We start from the raw sequence: 17141 nt of genomic DNA, 5'->3' as shown, positions 1-17141 counted from the left end.
GGGCCCCGGCGTCCTCTGCGTCTCGGTTGTCCTGGCGTGGGGCGAGGCGCTAGCCGATCAGGATCTGCGTCGGGTGCTCGAGGAGCTGGCGCAGCACCTTGAGGAAGGTCGCGCCGACCGCGCCGTCGACGACGCGGTGGTCGCAGGAGAGCGTCATGCTCAGGCGTCGGCCCGGCACGATCTGCTCGCCGCGCACGACGGGCTCGCGGCGGACCTGGCCGACGGCGAGGATCGCGCCCTCGGGGGGGTTGATGACGGCGCCGAAGTTGTCGATCCCGTACATGCCGAGGTTCGAGATCGAGAACGTCCCGTTCGCCATCTCCTCGGGCCGCAGCTTCTTCGCCTTGGCGCGCCCCGCGAGCTCGCGCACCTCGGCGGCGATGTCGAGCACCTGCTTGCGATCGACGTTGCGCACAACCGGCGTGACGAGGCCCTCGGGGACGGCGACCGCCACCGAGATGTCGACGCGCCGGTGAACGAGGATCGCGTCCGCGGTGAACTGCGCGTTGCACTCGGGCACGCGCACGAGCGCGATGGCGCACGCCTTGACCAGGAGGTCGTTGAAGCTGACCTTGGCCGGCTTCTCGCCCTCGCCGGCGGTCGCCGCGAGATCCGCGTTGATCTGCTCGCGCAGCGCGTTCAGCGGATCGGCGTCGACGTCGATCGAGAGGTAGAAGTGCGGGACCGTCTGCTTGGACTCGGTGAGGCGCCGCGCGATCGCCTTGCGCATCATGCTGAGCGGTCGCACCTCCGGCGCGGCGAGCTCGCCCGGCGCGGTCGCCGCGGGCGCGGCCGCCGCGGCCGGCGCCGCCTGCAGCCCGTCGAGGTCGCGCGCGACGATGCGCCCGCCGGGCCCCGTGCCAGCGACGCCGCTGAGGTCGAGCCCGCGCTCGCGGCCGAGCTTGCGCACGTAGGGCGACGCCTTCACGCGGCCCCCGGAGGACGGCTGCGGCGCAGCCGGCTGCGTGGGCGGCGAGACAGCGTCGCCGCGCGCCGCGGGCGGCGCGCTCGTCGCAGGGACGTCGCCGCTCGGCGCGCCGCCGCCACCTGCAGGCTGCGCCGGGCGTTCCCCCTTGGGCTGAGGCTCCGCCGCGCCCTGCTTCTGCGCCGCGGCGCCGCCGCTCCCCCCGGCGAGGGCGCTTATGTCCTCGCCCGGGGCGCCGATGATCGCGACAGGCTGGCCGAGCTGAACCACGCTGCCCGCAGGCACGAGGATCTTGAGCAACGTCCCTCGATCGAAGGACTTGTACTCCATGGTCGCCTTGTCGGTCTCGACCTCTGCGAGCAGATCGTCGATGTCGATCGCGTCGCCTTCCTTCTTGTGCCAGGCACTGATCTGCCCCTCCTCCATGGTCGGGGACAGCTTCGGCAGTTCCAGAACCTTCGCCATGGGTCTATCAACCTTGATCGGGGACGTGCGTCCGCTCAGTCAGCTTTTGTAGAGAACGCGGTGAACGTTTTCGATGATCCGCGCGGCTTGCGGGATCACGTACTGCTCCAGCCGAGCGTTGTAAGGCATCGGAACGTCGAGCGTCGTCGCGCGTAGCACGGGCGCGTCCAGCTCGTCGAACGCGAGCCGCTGGATGCGATCGGCGATCTCCGCGCCGACGCCGCCGTACGGCCAGCCTTCGTGCGCCACGACCGCGCGGTGGGTCTTCGTCACGCTCCGCACGATCGTCTCCTCGTCGAGCGGGCGCAGCGATCGCAGGTCCACGACCTCCGCGCTGATCCCCTCCTTCTCGAGCTCGGTGGCCGCCTCGAGCGCCACGTGCACCATCCGGCTCCACGCGATGATCGAGACGTCCGTCCCCTCGCGCACGATCGAGGCGACCCCGAGCGGCACGATGAAGTCGGGGTCGTCGGGCACCTCGCCCTTCACGCCGTAGAGCGTCTCGCTCTCCATGAAGAGCACCGGGTTGTCGTCCCGGATCGCCGACTTCAGGAGCCCCTTCGCGTCCGCCGGCATCGCGGGCGCGAGCACCTTGAGGCCAGGGACGTGCGCGTAGAAGTGCTCCATCGAGTGCGAGTGCTGCGAGCCGACCTGCCGCGCCGAGCCGTTGGGCGCCCGCAGCACGAGCGGGATGCTGAGCTGCCCGCCCGACATCTGCCGGAGCTTCGCCGCGTTGTTGAGGATCTGGTCGAACGCGACGGCGGAGAAGTTCCACGTCATGTACTCGACGATCGGCCGGAGCCCGACCATCGCGGCGCCGATCGAGATGCCGGTGAACCCGCTCTCGGTGATCGGCGCGTCGATCACGCGCTTCGGTCCGAACTTGTCGAGCATGCCCTCGGTCACCTTGTAGGCGCCCTGGTAGTGCCCGACCTCCTCGCCGACGAGATACACGCTCTCGTCGCGCTGCATCTCCTCGATCATGGCGGCGCGAACCGCCTCTCGGTATCTAAGGACGGTCATCGCGCAAAAGGTCCTGAATAGGTTGTGGGCTCGAGCACCTCGGGCCCGGGTTCGGGGCTCTCTTCGGCGAAGCGGACCGCATCGGCGATCTCTTCTTCGACCTCTTTCTCGATCGCCTCGAGGGCCGCCTTGTGCCCCTTCTCCTCGAGCTCGACACGCGAGCGCAGGAGCACGTCTTTCTTCTTTCGCTCCTCGAGCTCCTCCTTCGTCCGGTACTTGCCGGGATCGCTCATCGAGTGGCCCCGGAAGCGGTACGTCCTGATCTCGACCAGCGTCGGCTCCGAGTGCGTGCGCGCCCGCGCGATGGCCTCGCCGAGGCGGTCGCGCACCTGGAGGACGTGCTCGGAGTTGAAGCGGTCGCGCTCCATCCCGTAGGCGAGGGCCTTCAGCGAGACGTCCTCGACCGAGAGCGTCCGGGAGAGCGGCGTCCCCATCGCGTACTCGTTGTTCTCGCAGACGAACACGATCGGCAGCTTCCAGAGCGCCGCGAGCGACATCCCTTCGTGGAAGTCGCCGATGCTCACCGCGCCCTCGCCGAAGAACACCATCGAGACCCGGTCCTCGCCGCGGTACTTCGACGCGAACGCGGTCCCGACGGCGATCGGGATGTGGCCGCCGACGATGCCGTAGCCGCCGAGCATGTTGTGCTCTTTGTCGAAGAAGTGCATCGAGCCGCCGAGCCCCTTCGAGCACCCGGTGACCTTGCCGTAGAGCTCGGCCATCGCCGCGCGCGAGCTCATGCCGCGGGCGAGCGCGAGGCCGTGATCGCGGTACGTGGTCATCACGTAGTCGTCCGGGCGGAGCGCCGCGGACGCGCCGACGGCGATGGGCTCCTGACCGATGTACAGGTGAAGGAACCCACCGATCTTGCTCTGCGCGTAGGCGCGGGCCGCTTCTTCCTCGAAGCGGCGTATCTGGAACATCTTTCGGTAGAGCGACAGATGGAGATCGTCGCCGTTGGTCTGGGTAGTCATCGCGGAGATCTCAGGGGGCAAGACAGCAATTCAGAAAGTCGCCAGCGCGGCGATCGGCGTGATGGGTGTGCGCCGTCGGGCCCGCGAGGGTCCCGGCGAGGCGATCGACATCGGCCGTTCCGGACAGCGACGCCGCTTACCCGGGGTCCTTTAGGGGAGTTTTTCCGCCGTGACAACGCATCTGCGCTCTCTGCCGTTCAACGCGCGGCAGCATCGGCCGCTCCGGCGTCCGGCGCGCCCGGCTCGTTGGTCTCCGGCGCGCCGACGTCGGTGGCCTCCGGCGTCCCCGCGTCCGCCTCGCGCTCGTCGTCCTCGGGGATGGCGACCGACGCGGGCCGGCTCGGGGCGCTGCCCGTGGGGCTCGCGCTCGGCTCCGCGCTGCCCGTCGGCCGCGTCGCGGGCGCGGCGGTGTCCCCCGGCTCGTGCTTCGGCCGCGCAGGCCGCGCCGACGGGGTGACGCGCGGCCGCGGCGCCTCGACCTCGGCCGCGGCGGCGGACGACGCGGCCGGCGCCGTCTCCGCGGGGGGAGCCTCGACCGGCGCGTCCGTCGAGCGCATCGCCGTGCGGAGGAGCAGCATCGCCGTCGCCACGACCACGGCCGCGCCGAGCACGATCTGCCCCGTCTTGCGCTCGCGGGGAGGGAAGTCGTCGTCGAGCGGATCGGCGCGCAGCGCGCCCGGCTCCGTGGCCAGCGCCGCGGTCGCGGCGGCGGAGGACTCCAGCACGCGCCTCGGCATCTGGCTGGAGGCGGCCCACTCGAGGCTGTCGGCGAACGCGGCGCCGAACGCGTCGCAGCTCGGGTACCTCTCCTCGGGCCGCTTCGACAGGCCGCGCGCGAGCACCTGGTCGAGCGATGGCGGCACGCCGAGCTCGCGCGCGACCGGCGGCGGCTCGTCGCTCGCGATCTTCGACGCCACGGAGACCGCGTCGTCCCCCGGGAACGCGCGCTTGCCGGAGATCGCCTCGTACATGACGGCGGCGAGCGAGAACTGATCGCTCTCGGGCGAGAACTTCCCCGCGCGGAACGTCTCCGGCGCGCTGTACGCGGGCGTCCCCATGAGCCCTCCCTGGTGCGTCAGCGTCGAGTCCGGGATGCGGGCGATGCCGAAGTCGGCGATCTTGCCGCCCTTCGCGGACAGGATGATGTTCTCCGGCTTGATGTCGCGGTGAACGATGCCGGCCCGGTGCGCGATCGTGAGCGCCTCGCCGAGCTCGAGCGCGAGGCGCGCCGCCTGCGCCGCCGAGAGCGGGCGCTCGAGGAGGTGTTGCTTCAGCGTCGGCCCCTCGACGTACTCGAAGACGAGGTAGAGCCCGAAGTCCGGGTCCTCGCCGACGTCGTGGAGCGTGACGAGGTTCGGGTGCGTCACGCGGGCGGCGGCGCGCGCTTCGTGGCGCATCCTCACGATGAGCTGCTCGCGGACGTCGCGCGGGATGCGGAGATCGTCGCGCAGGTGCTTCAGCGCGACGTCGCGATCGAGCACCGGATCGTGCGCGAGCAGCACGCGCCCCATCGCCCCCTCGCCGAGCAGGCGCTGCACGTGGTAGCGGCCCAGGGCGGCCGGCAGCCCGGCGCAGTCGCTCGGCTGTGCGAGCGCGCCACGGCCGCCATCGGGGGACGAGGATCCAGGCACGTCGCGTCGTTTCTATCCGTCCGGCGGCCCCGGCGGAAGGCCTGGCCGGCGTCCGGCTTCCGGTTATTCTCTGCCGCAGCGCGCTCCGGGTTGATGCGCGGCGCCCGGGCTCTGCGGAGGCCGGGTCCCGGGCCCGGGCGGCACGCGAATCCAGAGAGGTCGCAGCGAGCACAGATGAGCACCGAGAGCGCGTCAAAGCCGGCCCAGGTCGCCGGACCTACCCGGAGGCGAGGCAAGGCCAAGTACATCGTCCTCCTCGGCCTCGTGGTCTCCATCGTTCTCGCCCAGCAGACGGGGCTCCTCGGCTTTGGCCTGGCGCACCTCCGCGCCGCCACGTTCCCGAAAGACGAGTCGCTGCTCGAATATGTCCACGGCAGCGCGCCCGGCGTCGTGATCGTCGACCCCCACCAGCTCGACCTGAAGGCGCTCGGCCCGGAGGGCAGCTCGGTGCGGCAGCACATCGAGCGCACCCGCGACGACATCAAGAAGGCGACGGGCGTCGACCTCGGCTTCGACGTCGACAAGCTGATCCTCTCCCCGTCGATCGTCGTCGCGCGCGGGCGCTTCAACGAGCAGAAGCTCGCCGAGCGGCTCGCGGAGCTCAGCTACGTCCAGGCGGAGCACAAGGGCGTGAAGTACCTGGTCCGCGCCGGCGAGGACGCGATCGCCGTGATCGGCGGGTCGACCCTCCTGTACGGCGCCGAGCCCGAGCTCCGGGCGAGCATCGACGCCGAGGAGGCCGGGACGTCGCTGGCGAGCCGGGAGGAGGCCACGTCGCGCCTCGCGCACATCGGCTGGGATCGCCCCGTGCTCGGCGTCGCCCTGCTCTCCGAGAGCAAGCCGAGCCTCCGCGCGATCCTCACCGGCTCCACCGGCCCGCGCGCGGTCACCGTCGGCATCTCGACGAAGGGCGGGCTCTCGGCGACCGTCGCGATCGACGCCGCGTCGGCCGACGCGGCCGAGGAGCTCCGGAAGCTCCTCGAGGAGAAGCGCGCGAACCTGGATGCGCTCAAGGCGCTCGCCGGGCCTGAGGCCGGCGCAGCGCTCGCCGAGGTCGCGAAGCGCGCGGCGCTCACCGTCGACGCGGGGGCGGGCCGGCTCATGGTGCAGGTGGACGTGCGCCCGGAAGAGCTCGACGTGCTGGCCAAGGCAGGCGCGAAGGCGGCCGGCTCGCTCGGGGAGGTGTACAAGAACGTGCGGCTGCTCCAGCTCCTCGCGCCGGGCCCCTGACGCCGTCGTCTCGGCGCGCGGCGCGCGTGGCCAGGGCCCCGCGCAGCGCGCTGGGCTAGGGCTCTGCGCAGCGCGGGCACTGCGCCTCGACCCTGTCGGTCGCGCTCTTCACCCGGGTGCGCGCCGCGTCGCACCGCTGGTCCGCGTCGCCGGCGAGCCCGCAGAGGTGCTGCGCGGCGCGGCTCATCGAGGCGAGCGCGCGGCACGCTGTCTCGCACGGCGCCGCGGACACCTTCTCGGCCTCGGCCTTCTTGCTCGGGCGCTCCGGGCCGGCCGTCGTGGCCCGCGGCGCGCTGTCGGGTGCCCTCGGAGGCGCTGGCGCCGCGGCCGGGGGTGGCGCCGGTGATGTCGCTACCGGCGACGGCTCCCCGGGCTGCGCCGACTGCGCCGCGCTTCGGTCCTCGCTTCCACCCGCTGGCGCGCCGAGGACCCGGTCGAGCTCGCCTTCCGCGCGCTCCAGCTCCGCGAGCGCGTCCTCGGCCGTCCCGGGGGCGCCCTCCGCCTGGCTCGACATGACGGTCGCACCGGCGGGCTCCGCCGCCGGCGCGTGCGCGACCGCGGCGCCGCCGCAACCCGAGAGCGCGACGGCGGCGATCCACAGGGGGGCGGCTGCGGCAGACCAAGCTCGGTGTCGGTTCATCGGTCCTCCTGCGCCTGACGCCTGGCGCCCGGCTTTCGGCTCATCGCCGCGTCGCGCTGCGCGCGCCGCGCGCGTGGGTGCTGCTCGCGGCGGGGCGCAGGTTGACTCCCGCTCCGTGCGCTATGCTCCGCGGCGATGAATCTGCTTCGACCGATCGGCGCACTCGTTCTGGCTCTCGGACTGATCGCAGGCTGTCAGCGGAGCAGCTCGCGCCGGCCTCCGTCACAGCCGTCGTACGGCCAGGGCTACCCGCCGTACGGCGCGCCTCCGCAGGGCTACCCGCAGCAGCCCGGCTACCCGCAGCAGCAGCCCGGCTACCCGCAGCAGCAGCCCGGCTACCCGCAGCAGCAGCCCGGCTACCCGCAGCAGCAGCCCGGCTACCCGCCGGCGCAGACCGGGCCCGCGCCGGCGCCCACCTTCTCCGTGCCCACGGTGCCCGGGCTGCCGGTGCTGGGCGATCCCATCAACGACATCAACCTCGGCTGGCTCCAGACCGAGGCCGGCGTCGTGATGGGCGCGCTGATCGGCGCGCTGCCGTCGGCCGCGCAGCAGAAGGTGAGGGGCATCCCGTTCATCGCCGATCCGACGGTGGGCGAGGTGAACGCGTTCGCCGGCTGCGACGATCAGCGGATGCCGTTCATGGCGATCACGGACGGGCTGCTCGAGATCCAGTCGCAGATCGCGCAGTTCAAGGCGACCGACGAGATCTTCGGGACGAAGAAGCTCGACGAGTTCCTGCGGATGCTCGCGCAGAGGCAGCGGCCCGGGCAGCCGATCCTCCGCCCGCCGGCGGGCTTCATCGATCCGGTGCAGCACACGGACGCGCGCAAGGTCGCGCGGCAGCGCCAGCTCTACGACGAGCAGCTCGCGTTCGTGCTCGGCCACGAGCTCGGCCACCATCACCTCGGGCACACGGGCTGCGCGAACGGGCAGGGCGGGAGCCGCGGCGTCACGCCCGCGGACCTCGGGCGGATGCTGTCGCGCGCGCTCCCCGTCTTCAACCAGCCGAACGAGATCGCGGCGGACGTCGCCGGCGTGAACAACCTGCTCAGCGCCGGCGCGCGCCAGCAGGGCTACCGGTGGACCGAGGGGGGCGCGATGCTCACGCTCGGCTTCTTCGCGTCGCTCGATCAGCTCACGCCCGCCGCGATCCTGTTCGCCTTCGAGCAGACGCACCCGCACCCGCTGCTGCGCCAGCCTGTCGTCCAGCAGACCGCCAACACATGGCGGCTGACGGGGGGCGCGACCTCATTTCCGTTCCCTGGCTTCGGCGGCTGAACCGCGGGGTTCCGCGCCGGTGCGCGCTCGCGAGCGCCCGGCCGGAGGGCCCGCGCGCTGCTTCGGCTTGACGCGACCGCGCAGCGCTCCTCCCATCGCGCCGAAAGGAGTCCACCATGCAAGCACAGCTCGGGATCGAGGACGTCAAGGAAGGCACGGGCGCCGAGGCGAAGCACGGACAGCTCGTGACGGTGCACTACGTCGGCACGCTGACCAACGGCAGCAAGTTCGACAGCTCGCGCGACCGCAACCAGGGCTTCTCGTTCAACCTGGGCGCGGGGCAGGTGATCAAGGGGTGGGATCAGGGGGTCGCCGGCATGAAGGTCGGCGGCGTCCGCAAGCTGACCATCCCGCCGGAGCTCGGCTACGGCGCGCGCGGGTTCCCGCCGGTGATCCCGCCGAACTCGACCCTCCTCTTCGAGGTCGAGCTGCTCTCGGTCAAGTGATGCGTCGCGTCGCCCCCGCACCGAAGGCGCCCGCTCGCCGCGCATGACGGCGCGGGCGCTGGCGGCGGGGCGGCGCTCGCGCCGTCGCGCGCGCCCGCGCCGCGGCTCACGGCTTGATGGGGGCGCCACACTCCACGCAGAAGCGGTTGCCGATGAAGAGCTCGTGCTTGCAGTGCGCGCACCGCGCGACCCGCACCTCGGTCGGGCGCTTCGCGGGCTTCGCCGGCGGAGCCTCCTTCACCGGGGCCCTCGGCGAGCTCGGCGCGGCCGCGACAGCGGCGTAGCGCCCCGAGCCGGTGGCTGCGCGAGAGCGCCGGTCCGTCAACGGCACGGCGGCCATGCGCGCCGCCCTTCCCGAGGCGCCCTGGGCCTGGCTGCGCAGGCCGCTGTCCGCGATCGAGTGGACCTGCTGCGCCGCGACGCGCTCGCCGTCCGACGACGCGGCCGCCTCGAGATCGACCTCCTCGACGAGCGACTGCGTCTCCTCGACCGCCGCCGCCGGCGGCATCGTCGCGCCGAACTCGTCGATGCGATGGGGCCGGGTGTCCTCGAGCTCCGCGCTGTCTGGCTGCCGCTCCTCCGGCGCTTCGGGCTGGATGCGGACGATCAGCGCCGAGATGTTGTCGGTCCCGCCCGCCTCGTTCGCCATCGCGATGAGGAGCTCGCAGGCATCTTGCGGCTCCTGGGTGATCTCGAACACATCGAGGATCTGCTGCTCCGACACCATCCCGCTCAGCCCATCGGAGCAGAGCAGGAAAACGTCGCCGGGCAGGATGCGCTCCGAGCGGATGTCGACCTTCACCGCGTCCTTCATGCCGAGCGCGCGCGTGATGATGTTCTTCGGGAGCCTCGCGAGCTCGTCCTGGCTCAGGTCGGGCTTGAGGGCGAGGGCGTCGTTGATGAGCGAGTGGTCCTTGGTGAGCTGCTCGATCGCGCCCTGCCGGATCCGGTAGCAGCGGCTATCGCCGACGTGCCCGACGTGGATCTGCTCCGTTTCGGAGCAGACGTAGGCGGCGACCACCGTCGACCCCATGCCCTGGTGCTGGGTGTAGGTGTTCGAGATGACGAACACATCGTGGTTCGCCTTGCGGATCGCGGCGACGATGCGTCGAGCTCCCGGGTCGAGCTCCTGTTCGTCGGCAGGGGCGGGGCCGGGCAGGATGCCGGCCCGGGTCGCCTCGAAGAAGTTGTCGAGCGACCGGGTCGCGAGCGCGCTGGCGACGTTGCCCGCGTTGTGCCCGCCCATGCCGTCGGCCACCACGAACAGGCCGAGCTCGGACTTCACGAGGACGTTGTCCTCGTTGTGCTTTCGCTGGCGTCCAACGTCGGTCACGGCAGCCGCGACGGGTCGGGTGCGGCTGCTCGTCCTGAACTCGCCCATTCGCGGCTGATTATACCTGCCCAGCCCTCCGGACCGCCCAGATTCCGGCTGCTTTACCGGCGGGGTTTTTCCTGGGGGCCCTCGGCCTGGAGGGCGATCCTCCGAGACGTACCGGCCGAGGCGGAGGGCGTACGTGCCCCCCGGGGCATGGGATCGAGCGCGAGACGCAGGCCGAACTGGAAGAATCCGTAGGCCGCCGCCCTGGATCCGTCGCCCGGGCGCGAGAGGTAGGTGCCCCCGTCGAGCTCGGCGAAGACCCCGAGGCCGAAGCTCGATACAGGGTAGAAATCGGCGCCCAGGGCGATGCGGGCGACATCGAGCCCATGGAACACATCGTCGGGGGCTGTCTGGCCAGCTGCCGAGTCCTCCGACCCCGTGAGGACGGCCCTCCGGTATCCCACGCCGTAGCTGATCCAGGGATCGACAGCGAGGCCCTGGGCGAGGTGGTAGACGAACCCGAGGCCCAGGTCGAGGCTCTGGCCGGAGCAGCCGCTGCAGCCTCCCGCGGCGGAGAGCAGGGCATAGGAGCCGCTTGCTTCCAGGACGGTCACGCGGCTCAGGCCGATGCCGATGTTGCCGCCGAACGCGAGCCCGCCCGACACCCTGTCGCTGACCGGTTGATCGACGGCCAGGCTGCCGAACGGCTGGCTGTAGCCGGCCCGCGCCTGGAGAAGGAGGTGTCCGGCTCGCTCGTCGGGCGCGGCGGGGCGCCTGGCGCCGGCTTCCGGCCCGAGCTCCTCTTCTTCTTCGTCGGCGGCGGTCGCCGTCTCTACCGGCTGGGGTGCCGGCTGGGCCAGAGCCTGGCTGGCCGAGAGCACCCAGCTCGCTGCCGCCATCGCCACGCCGAGCGCCGGCGCGGTCCACCTTGTTGAGCGCGATCTCACGGACGGCCTCTAGAACAGCGCGGTCCCGAGCGCAAAGGGGGCGACGGCTGCGGGCGCAGGAATGTGTCGGCCGGGCGGCGCGAGCGACGCAACTGCGCCCCGCGTGGGGACGACAGAGATCCTGGATATGGAAAACGCACCCTTCTGCTGCGAAGAGGACCTTCCCCTGGGACCCGCCACGTCGGCTCACCGCGCATCCGCGCCGGCCGCCGCGCTACCCGCGAGGGAGCTCGCCGGCGCGGGCCTGGATCGGCCGGGCCCCGCTGCTCACGGCGGCCTGCCGATGCGGGACATCACGCACGAGCTGACGGACGATCGCGAAGAGCTCACCACGGTGTGGCTTCGCTGCGAGGGCAGCGGCGGCGCTCCAGCGCACATCGCCGTCGCGCCGGGCGCCGAGCTCACCCTGGGCAGCGGGCCGGCGGCGGGCGTGAGGATCGACGACCCCGCGGTGAGCGCCCGCCACTGCCGCGTCGCGCACCGCGGCACCGCGATCGAGGTGACCGATCTCGACTCGCGCAACGGCGTCCGCGTCGGCGGCGTGCGGGTACGGCAGGCGAGGCTCGTCTCTGGCGGCTGCTTCGAGATCGGCCGCACCGCGCTGTGGGTCGAGGCGGCGCGGAAGGTGCCCACGATCGAGGAGGCGCCGCCGCTGCCGTCGCTCATCGGCCGCTCGCCGCCGATGCGACAGCTCGCCGCGGCGGTGCGGCGGGCGGCGCCGCTCCAGCTGCCCGTGCTCCTGCGCGGCGAGTCGGGCACGGGGAAGGATCTTGTCGCGCGGGCGATCCACGCGGAGAGCACCCGGGCCGGCCGGCCGTTCGTGGTCCTGAACGCCGCCACGATCCTGCGCGAGCTCGCCGAGTCCGAGCTGTTCGGGCACCGGCGGGGCGCGTACACCGGCGCGCACCGGGATCGGCGGGGCGCGTTCGTCGAGGCGCACGAGGGCACGCTCTTCCTCGACGAGATCGCGTCGCTCTCGCTGGAGGTCCAGGCGAAGCTGCTGCGCGTCGTGGAGGAGGGGGTGGTGCGGCCGCTGGGCGGGGAGGGGACGACGCAGGTCAACGTGCGGCTCATCGTCGCGACCTGCGAGCCGCTGGAGACGCTGGTCCTCGAGCGGCGCTTCCGCGCGGATCTCTACGAGCGCCTCGCTGTGTGCCGCATCCAGCTGCCCGCGCTGCGCGAGCGGCCCGACGACATCCCGCTCCTCGCCGAGCACCTGCTCTCGAGCTCGGAGCTCGGTCCGCGCCAGCTGTCCCCCGGGGCGCTCGTGGCGCTGAGGGCGCACCGCTGGCAAGGCAACGTCCGCGAGCTGCGGAACGTGCTCATCCAGGCCGCGCTCCGCTCGAACGGCCGCGTGCTCCCGGAGCACATCACGGCCGTCCTCGCGGATCGCGAGCCGCCGCCGCGCCGGAAGATCACGCCTGCCGAGGCGCTCCGCGCGTTCGAGGAGGTAGGGGGCAACGTCAGCGCCGCGGCGCGGCTTGCGGATATCCCGCGCACGACGATGCGGGATCTGCTGCGCGCGGCGAAGGAGAGGTGAGGGCGGCGAGGGGGCGCTCTCCCGGGAGCACGCGCCGAGGGGGTGAGCGTGGGGGCCGCGGAGCTCCCATGCCAGCGATCGATCGCGGGCGCCTTCACGCCACAACCCGCGGGCGCCGGGCGCCGAGGGCGGCGAGGGCGAGCACGAAGAGCGCCGCCAGCGTCCGGGGCGAGGGGGGAGGGGCGCCGGGGGCAGCGAGGGCGCAGCCGCTCGTGTCGTGGTGGTACGCGTCGAGCGGCGCATCGACGCATCGATGCGTCCGGTCGCAGACCTTGCCGTCCACGCAATCGCGGACCGACCCGCAGCGGGTCAGGCATTGTCCTGTGGCCTTGTCGCACGCATAAGAGGCGCAGGTCTTCGGCTCGCCGGCCACGCACACGCCGTCCTCGCAGTGGTCGTCTGGCGTGCACGGGTCGTGATCGCGGTCGCAGCGCGCGCCGTCGTCCTTCGCTGGGTTGTCGCACGCCCCCGTCGACGGATTGCAGCTGCCCTGCTTGTGGCACTCATCGGGCGACGGGCAGAGGACCTCGTCGAGCCCTGTGCAGATCTGGCCCTGGCACGCGTCGCGCCGGGTACAGAGGTTGCCATCATCGCAGGTGGCGCCCTCGTCTTTGGGCGTCTCCGGCGAGCAGATCCCCGTCCTCGTGTTGCACACGCCCGGCTCGTGGCAACCATCGGATCCCGTGCAGACCACGGGGTTCGTGCCCTGGCAGGCGCCGTCGTGGCAAACGTCGTCCTGGGTGCAGGCGTCGCCGTCGTCGCAGGCGACGTGGTCGACCAGCTCGCAGGTGCCCGGGCGCCGGGCGCCGGTGGAGATGAGGGTGATGTCGGTGGTGATCGCGCAGACGTCGCAGGGGCCGCCGTCGCAGGCCGCGTCGCAGCAGACGCCGTCGACGCAGAAGCCGCTCTGGCAGTCCCTCGCCCGGCGGCACAGCGTGCCATGGGAGAGGAGCTCGAACAGCTCGGCGGTGGCGAGCGGGATCCCGTCGGCTCCAACGCCGCCGACCACGAGCACCGTGCCGTCCTGGAGCAAGAGCCCCGCGGGCTCGTGCCTGGGCGTCCTCAACAAGCGGACCTCGTGCCAGACTTTCTCCGCTGGGTCGTAGAGCTCCACGCTCGCCAACGGGCCGCCGGCGTCGGCGCCACCCGCGACCAGCACCCGTCCGTCCGGCAGCACCGTGGCCACATGGCCAATGCGCGCATGGTTCATCGGAGCCGTAGGCGAAAAGGATCCGGTCGCTGGATCGAAGAGCTCGACCCGGGCAAGAACGCCATCGCTGCTCGCACCTCCAGCGATCAGGACCTGACCCGTCCTCAGAAGTGTGGCGGTATGGCCGGTGCGGGCGTCGCTCATCCCCAAGGGAACCGGTGCCCATTGGTCGGCTATCGGATCGTACAGCTCTGCGTCTCTGAGAGTGCCAACGTGTCCCCAGCCTCCGGCAGCCAGCACCTGCCCGCTCGGCAGCAGCGTTGCGGTGAACTGCCAGCGGGCCGTCTGCATGGCACCGTTGCAGGGAATCCATTCGTCGGTGCTCGGGTTGTATCGTTCGGCATCGCCGAGCGCGCCGCCGCTCCCCCAACCCCCGGCGACCAGCACCTGCTCGTTGTTGAGCCGGACCGCAGCGTGGTGGGCGCGGGCGCGGTTCATGGCGCCGGCGGGCAGCCAGGTTTCCTCCGCCGGGTCGTACCGCTCCGCGCTCGCGAGAGGACCGCCGGCGCTGTTGCCGCCCGCGACGAGCACCTGGTCGTCTGGCAGCAGCGTCGCGGTGTGAGCATGTCGGGCGCTGTTCATCCTGGCGGCCACGAGCCAGGTTCGTCTCCCTGGATCGTACTGCTCCACGCTCGCCTCGTAGCCGGCGTTGCTGAGCCCCCCGGCGACCAGCACGCGATGGTCGGGCAGCGGCGTCACGGTGGGGTGGACACGGCCCGTGCGCATCGACGCCGCGGTCGCCCAGCGCCCAGCTGGGTCGTACAGCTCCGCGCTCGCGAGAGGACCAGCAAGGGCGCCGCCACCCGCGATGAGCACCTGCCCGCTCGGCAGCAGCGTCGCGGTGTGATCCCTGCGGGTGATGGCCATCGAGCCGGCGGGCTGCCATGTTCCCGTCGCAGGGTCGTACAGCTCCGCGCTCGCGAGCCGACCACCGGAGGCGTAGCCGCCCGTGACCAGCACCTGCCCGTTCGGCAGCAGCGTCGCGGTGTGCGCACCACGGGCGTTGGCCATCGAGCCGGTGGGGAACCAGGTTCCCGTCGCAGGGTCGTACAGCTCTGCGCCCGCGATAAAGTGATAGGAGACGCCGTCATAGCCGCCCGCGACCAGCACCTGCCCGCTCGGCAGCAGCGTCGCGGTGTGTACAACGCGGGCGTTGGCCATCGAGCCGGTGGGGAACCAGGTTCCCGTCGCAGGGTCGTACAGCTCCGCGCTCGCGAGAAAATCAGCGGAGGCGAAGGCGTTGTCACGGCCGCCCGCGACCAGCACCTGCCCGCTCGGCAGCAGCGTCGCGGTGTGCTCATCACGGGCGGTGCGCATCGAGCCGGCGGGCTGCCAGCTTCCCGTCGCCGCGTCGTACAGCTCCGCGCTCGCGAGAGAATCATCGGAGGTGGAGGCGAAGTCATAGCCGCCCGCGACGAGCACCTGCCCGCGCGGCAGCAGCGTCGCGGTATGAAGAGTGCGGGCGGTGCCCATCGAGGCGGCGAGCAACCAGGTTCCCGTCGCCACGTCGTACAGCGCCGCGCTCGCGCCCGCGACGAGCACCTGCCCGCCCGGCAGCAGCGTCGCGGTGTGATCAGAGCCGTCGATGCCCATCGGGCCGGCGGGCTGCCAGGTTCCCATCGTGGGGTCGTACAGCTCCGCGCTCGCGGGAGAAGTATCGGAGTCGACGCCAACGCCGCCCGCGACGAGCACCTGCCCGCTCGGCAGCAGCGTCGCGGTGTGACCACTGCGGGCGGCGCGCATCGAGCCGGCGGGCTGCCAGCTGCCCGTCGCCGCGTCGTACAGCTCCGTGCTCGCGAGAGGATCACCGAACGTGGAGCCGAAGTCATGGCCGCCCGCGACCAGCACCTGCCCGCTCGGCAGCAGCGTCGCGGTGTGAAGAGCGCGGGCGGTGCCCATCGAGCCGGCGGGCTGCCAGCTGCTCGTCGCCGGGTCGTATAGCTCCGCGCTCACGAGAGAACCATCGGGATGGTCAGAGCCGCCCGTGACCAGCACCTGCCCGCTCGGCAGCAGCGTCGCGGTGTGAAGAGTGCGGGCGGTGCGCATCGAGCCGGCGGGCTGCCAGCTGCCCGTCGCCGGGTCGTACAGCTCCGCGCTCGCGAGAGAACTGTTGGAGGCGTCGTCATAGCCGCCCGTGACCAGCACCTGCCCGCTCGGCCGCAGCGTCGCGGTGTGCATAGCGCGAGCGGTGCGCATCGAGCCGGCGGGCTGCCAGCTGCCCGTCGCCGGGTCGTACAGCTCCGCGCTCGCGAGAGAACTGTTGGAGGCGTAGTCACGGCCGCCCGTGACCAGCACCCGCCCGCTCGGCAGCAGCGTCGCGGTGTGACGAGCGCGGGCGGTGCGCATCGAGCCGGCAGGTTGCCAGCTGCCCGTCGCCGGGTCGTACAGCTCCGCGCTCGTGAGAGGAGCCTCGCGGTCGACGCCAACGCCGCCCGTGACCAGCACCCGTCCGTTCGGCAGCAGCGTCGCGGTGTGCTCATCGCGGGCGGTGCCCATCGAGGCGGCGAGCAACCAGGTTCCCGTCGCCACGTCGTACAGCGCCGCGCTCGCGAGAGAACCACCGGCGCCGAAGCCGCCCGCGACGAGCACCTGCCCGCCCGGCAGCAGCGTCGCGGTGTGATCAGAGCCGGCGATGCCCATCGGGCCGGCGGGCTGCCAGGTTCCCATCGTGGGGTCGTACAGCTCAGAAGTATCGGAGTCGAAGCCAACGCCGCCCGCGACGAGCACCTGCCCGCTCGGCAGCAGCGTCGCGCTGTGACCAGCGCGGCCGGCGCTCATCCCGTCCGTCGCCTGCCACACCGGATCGACCAGCACCTCCTCCCCGCTGGCCTGCACCCACAGCTCGATCCGCTGCCCGCGCGCCGCGAGCCGCGCCGCGATCGCTCTCCCCCCGCCGGCATGCGCCTCGGGCGCCGTGACCCGCATCCGCGCTCTGCCGCCCTCGTCCAGCACCGCCACCGCCTCGCCTTCTTGTCGCAGCGCCGCGCCGTCCACCTCCCACACGGCGACCGGCGCATCGCTCGTCACGTGCTCCGCCTCGAGCAGCAGCCACTCCTCCGCGCCCCCGCCCGCCATCGCCGTCCAGTACGACCGACCTCCGGTTCGGGCATAGGTCACCGCGCTGCGTTCGAGCGCCGCCTCGCCCGCCGCGCCGATCTCGCGTACGGCGAACGCAAACCCCCTCTGGCCGCGGAAGCGCAGCCCCTGCTCGCCACGCGCAGGCAGCACCGCCTCGATCGTCTCTGCCGCGGGCTGGAACCGTCCCGGCACCTCCTCCCGCGACCTCGCCACAAACCCCTCACGGGTCGGCACGAACCCCGCGCCCGCCGCGAGGACCTGCGTCACCTGCTGCGGAAAGCGCGCGCGCAGCGCCTCGCTCGGCCCCTGCGAAGGCTCGCCCGCGTCGCTGTCGCTGCATCCAACCAGCCCCCCGAGCGCCACCACGAGCAGCACCACCCAGCAGCCAAGCAGCCCGCACCTCGACAAGAACGCGAAACGCATGACCCCTCCCGCA

At 72.3% G+C, this 17141-nt stretch carries 12 protein-coding genes; 4 read left to right on the top strand and 8 right to left on the bottom strand.

The window, feature by feature from the left end; translation table 11 throughout:
* Nucleotides 1-49: 49 nt before the first annotated feature.
* From WME85_RS23265 to WME85_RS23250, 4 genes are all read right to left on the bottom strand, one after another.
* A complete protein-coding gene (locus WME85_RS23265) occupies nt 50-1390 on the bottom strand; it encodes a dihydrolipoamide acetyltransferase family protein (RefSeq protein WP_437841045.1) in 1341 nt (446 codons plus the stop codon).
* Nucleotides 1391-1429: 39 nt separating this feature from the next.
* Nucleotides 1430-2413, bottom strand: coding sequence for a pyruvate dehydrogenase complex E1 component subunit beta (locus WME85_RS23260; protein ID WP_437841043.1), 984 nt, complete (start codon nt 2411-2413; stop codon nt 1430-1432).
* The gene (pdhA, locus tag WME85_RS23255; protein WP_437311627.1) at nt 2410-3387 is read right to left on the bottom strand and encodes a pyruvate dehydrogenase (acetyl-transferring) E1 component subunit alpha; all 978 of its coding nucleotides are present in this window, start codon (nt 3385-3387) and stop codon (nt 2410-2412) included. Before pdhA ends, WME85_RS23260 begins: the two co-directional genes overlap by 4 nt.
* A 197-nt stretch (nt 3388-3584) precedes the next feature.
* Nucleotides 3585-5018, bottom strand: a complete 1434-nt coding sequence (locus WME85_RS23250; protein WP_437841041.1) for a serine/threonine-protein kinase — start codon at nt 5016-5018, stop codon at nt 3585-3587.
* A 174-nt stretch (nt 5019-5192) separates the two neighbouring features.
* On the opposite strand from WME85_RS23250, the gene WME85_RS23245 reads away from it, so the two are divergent.
* The gene (locus WME85_RS23245; protein WP_437841039.1) at nt 5193-6248 is read left to right on the top strand and encodes a hypothetical protein; all 1056 of its coding nucleotides are present in this window, start codon (nt 5193-5195) and stop codon (nt 6246-6248) included.
* Nucleotides 6249-6303: 55 nt separating this feature from the next.
* Here WME85_RS23245 and WME85_RS23240 read toward each other — a convergent pair whose 3' ends face one another.
* Nucleotides 6304-6888: a hypothetical protein gene (locus tag WME85_RS23240; protein ID WP_437841037.1), complete on the bottom strand. Its 585-nt coding sequence runs from the start codon at nt 6886-6888 to the stop codon at nt 6304-6306.
* Between the two features lie 135 nt (nt 6889-7023).
* Here WME85_RS23240 and WME85_RS23235 point away from each other — a divergent pair, with 135 nt between their 5' ends.
* Together WME85_RS23235 and WME85_RS23230 are read left to right on the top strand one after the other, a co-directional pair.
* On the top strand, nt 7024-8166 hold the full coding sequence (locus WME85_RS23235) for a M48 family metalloprotease (RefSeq protein WP_437841035.1): 1143 nt from the start codon (nt 7024-7026) through the stop codon (nt 8164-8166).
* Between the two features lie 116 nt (nt 8167-8282).
* Nucleotides 8283-8612: an FKBP-type peptidyl-prolyl cis-trans isomerase gene (locus tag WME85_RS23230; protein ID WP_437841033.1), complete on the top strand. Its 330-nt coding sequence runs from the start codon at nt 8283-8285 to the stop codon at nt 8610-8612.
* Between the two features lie 106 nt (nt 8613-8718).
* Here WME85_RS23230 and WME85_RS23225 read toward each other — a convergent pair whose 3' ends face one another.
* Entirely contained in the window at nt 8719-9993 is a 1275-nt protein-coding gene (locus tag WME85_RS23225; RefSeq protein ID WP_437841032.1) for a Stp1/IreP family PP2C-type Ser/Thr phosphatase, read from the bottom strand.
* 53 nt (nt 9994-10046) lie between these two features.
* Nucleotides 10047-10877, bottom strand: a complete 831-nt coding sequence (locus WME85_RS23220; RefSeq protein ID WP_437841030.1) for a hypothetical protein — start codon at nt 10875-10877, stop codon at nt 10047-10049.
* A 283-nt stretch (nt 10878-11160) separates the two neighbouring features.
* On the opposite strand from WME85_RS23220, the gene WME85_RS23215 reads away from it, so the two are divergent.
* Nucleotides 11161-12417 (top strand): sigma 54-interacting transcriptional regulator, encoded by a 1257-nt coding sequence (locus WME85_RS23215; protein WP_437841028.1) that lies wholly within the window; start codon nt 11161-11163, stop codon nt 12415-12417.
* 94 nt (nt 12418-12511) lie between these two features.
* Here the strand turns inward: WME85_RS23215 and WME85_RS23210 are convergent, their stop codons facing one another.
* Nucleotides 12512-17128: a kelch repeat-containing protein gene (locus WME85_RS23210; RefSeq protein ID WP_437841026.1), complete on the bottom strand. Its 4617-nt coding sequence runs from the start codon at nt 17126-17128 to the stop codon at nt 12512-12514.
* Between the last annotated feature and the right edge of the window lie 13 nt (nt 17129-17141).

Source organism: Sorangium sp. So ce1153 (genome assembly GCF_051521595.1).
Lineage (GTDB): Bacteria > Myxococcota_A > Polyangia > Polyangiales > Polyangiaceae > Sorangium.
The sequence above is the reverse complement of the archived record's forward strand: the minus strand, read 5'-3'. Positions and strand labels throughout refer to the sequence as shown.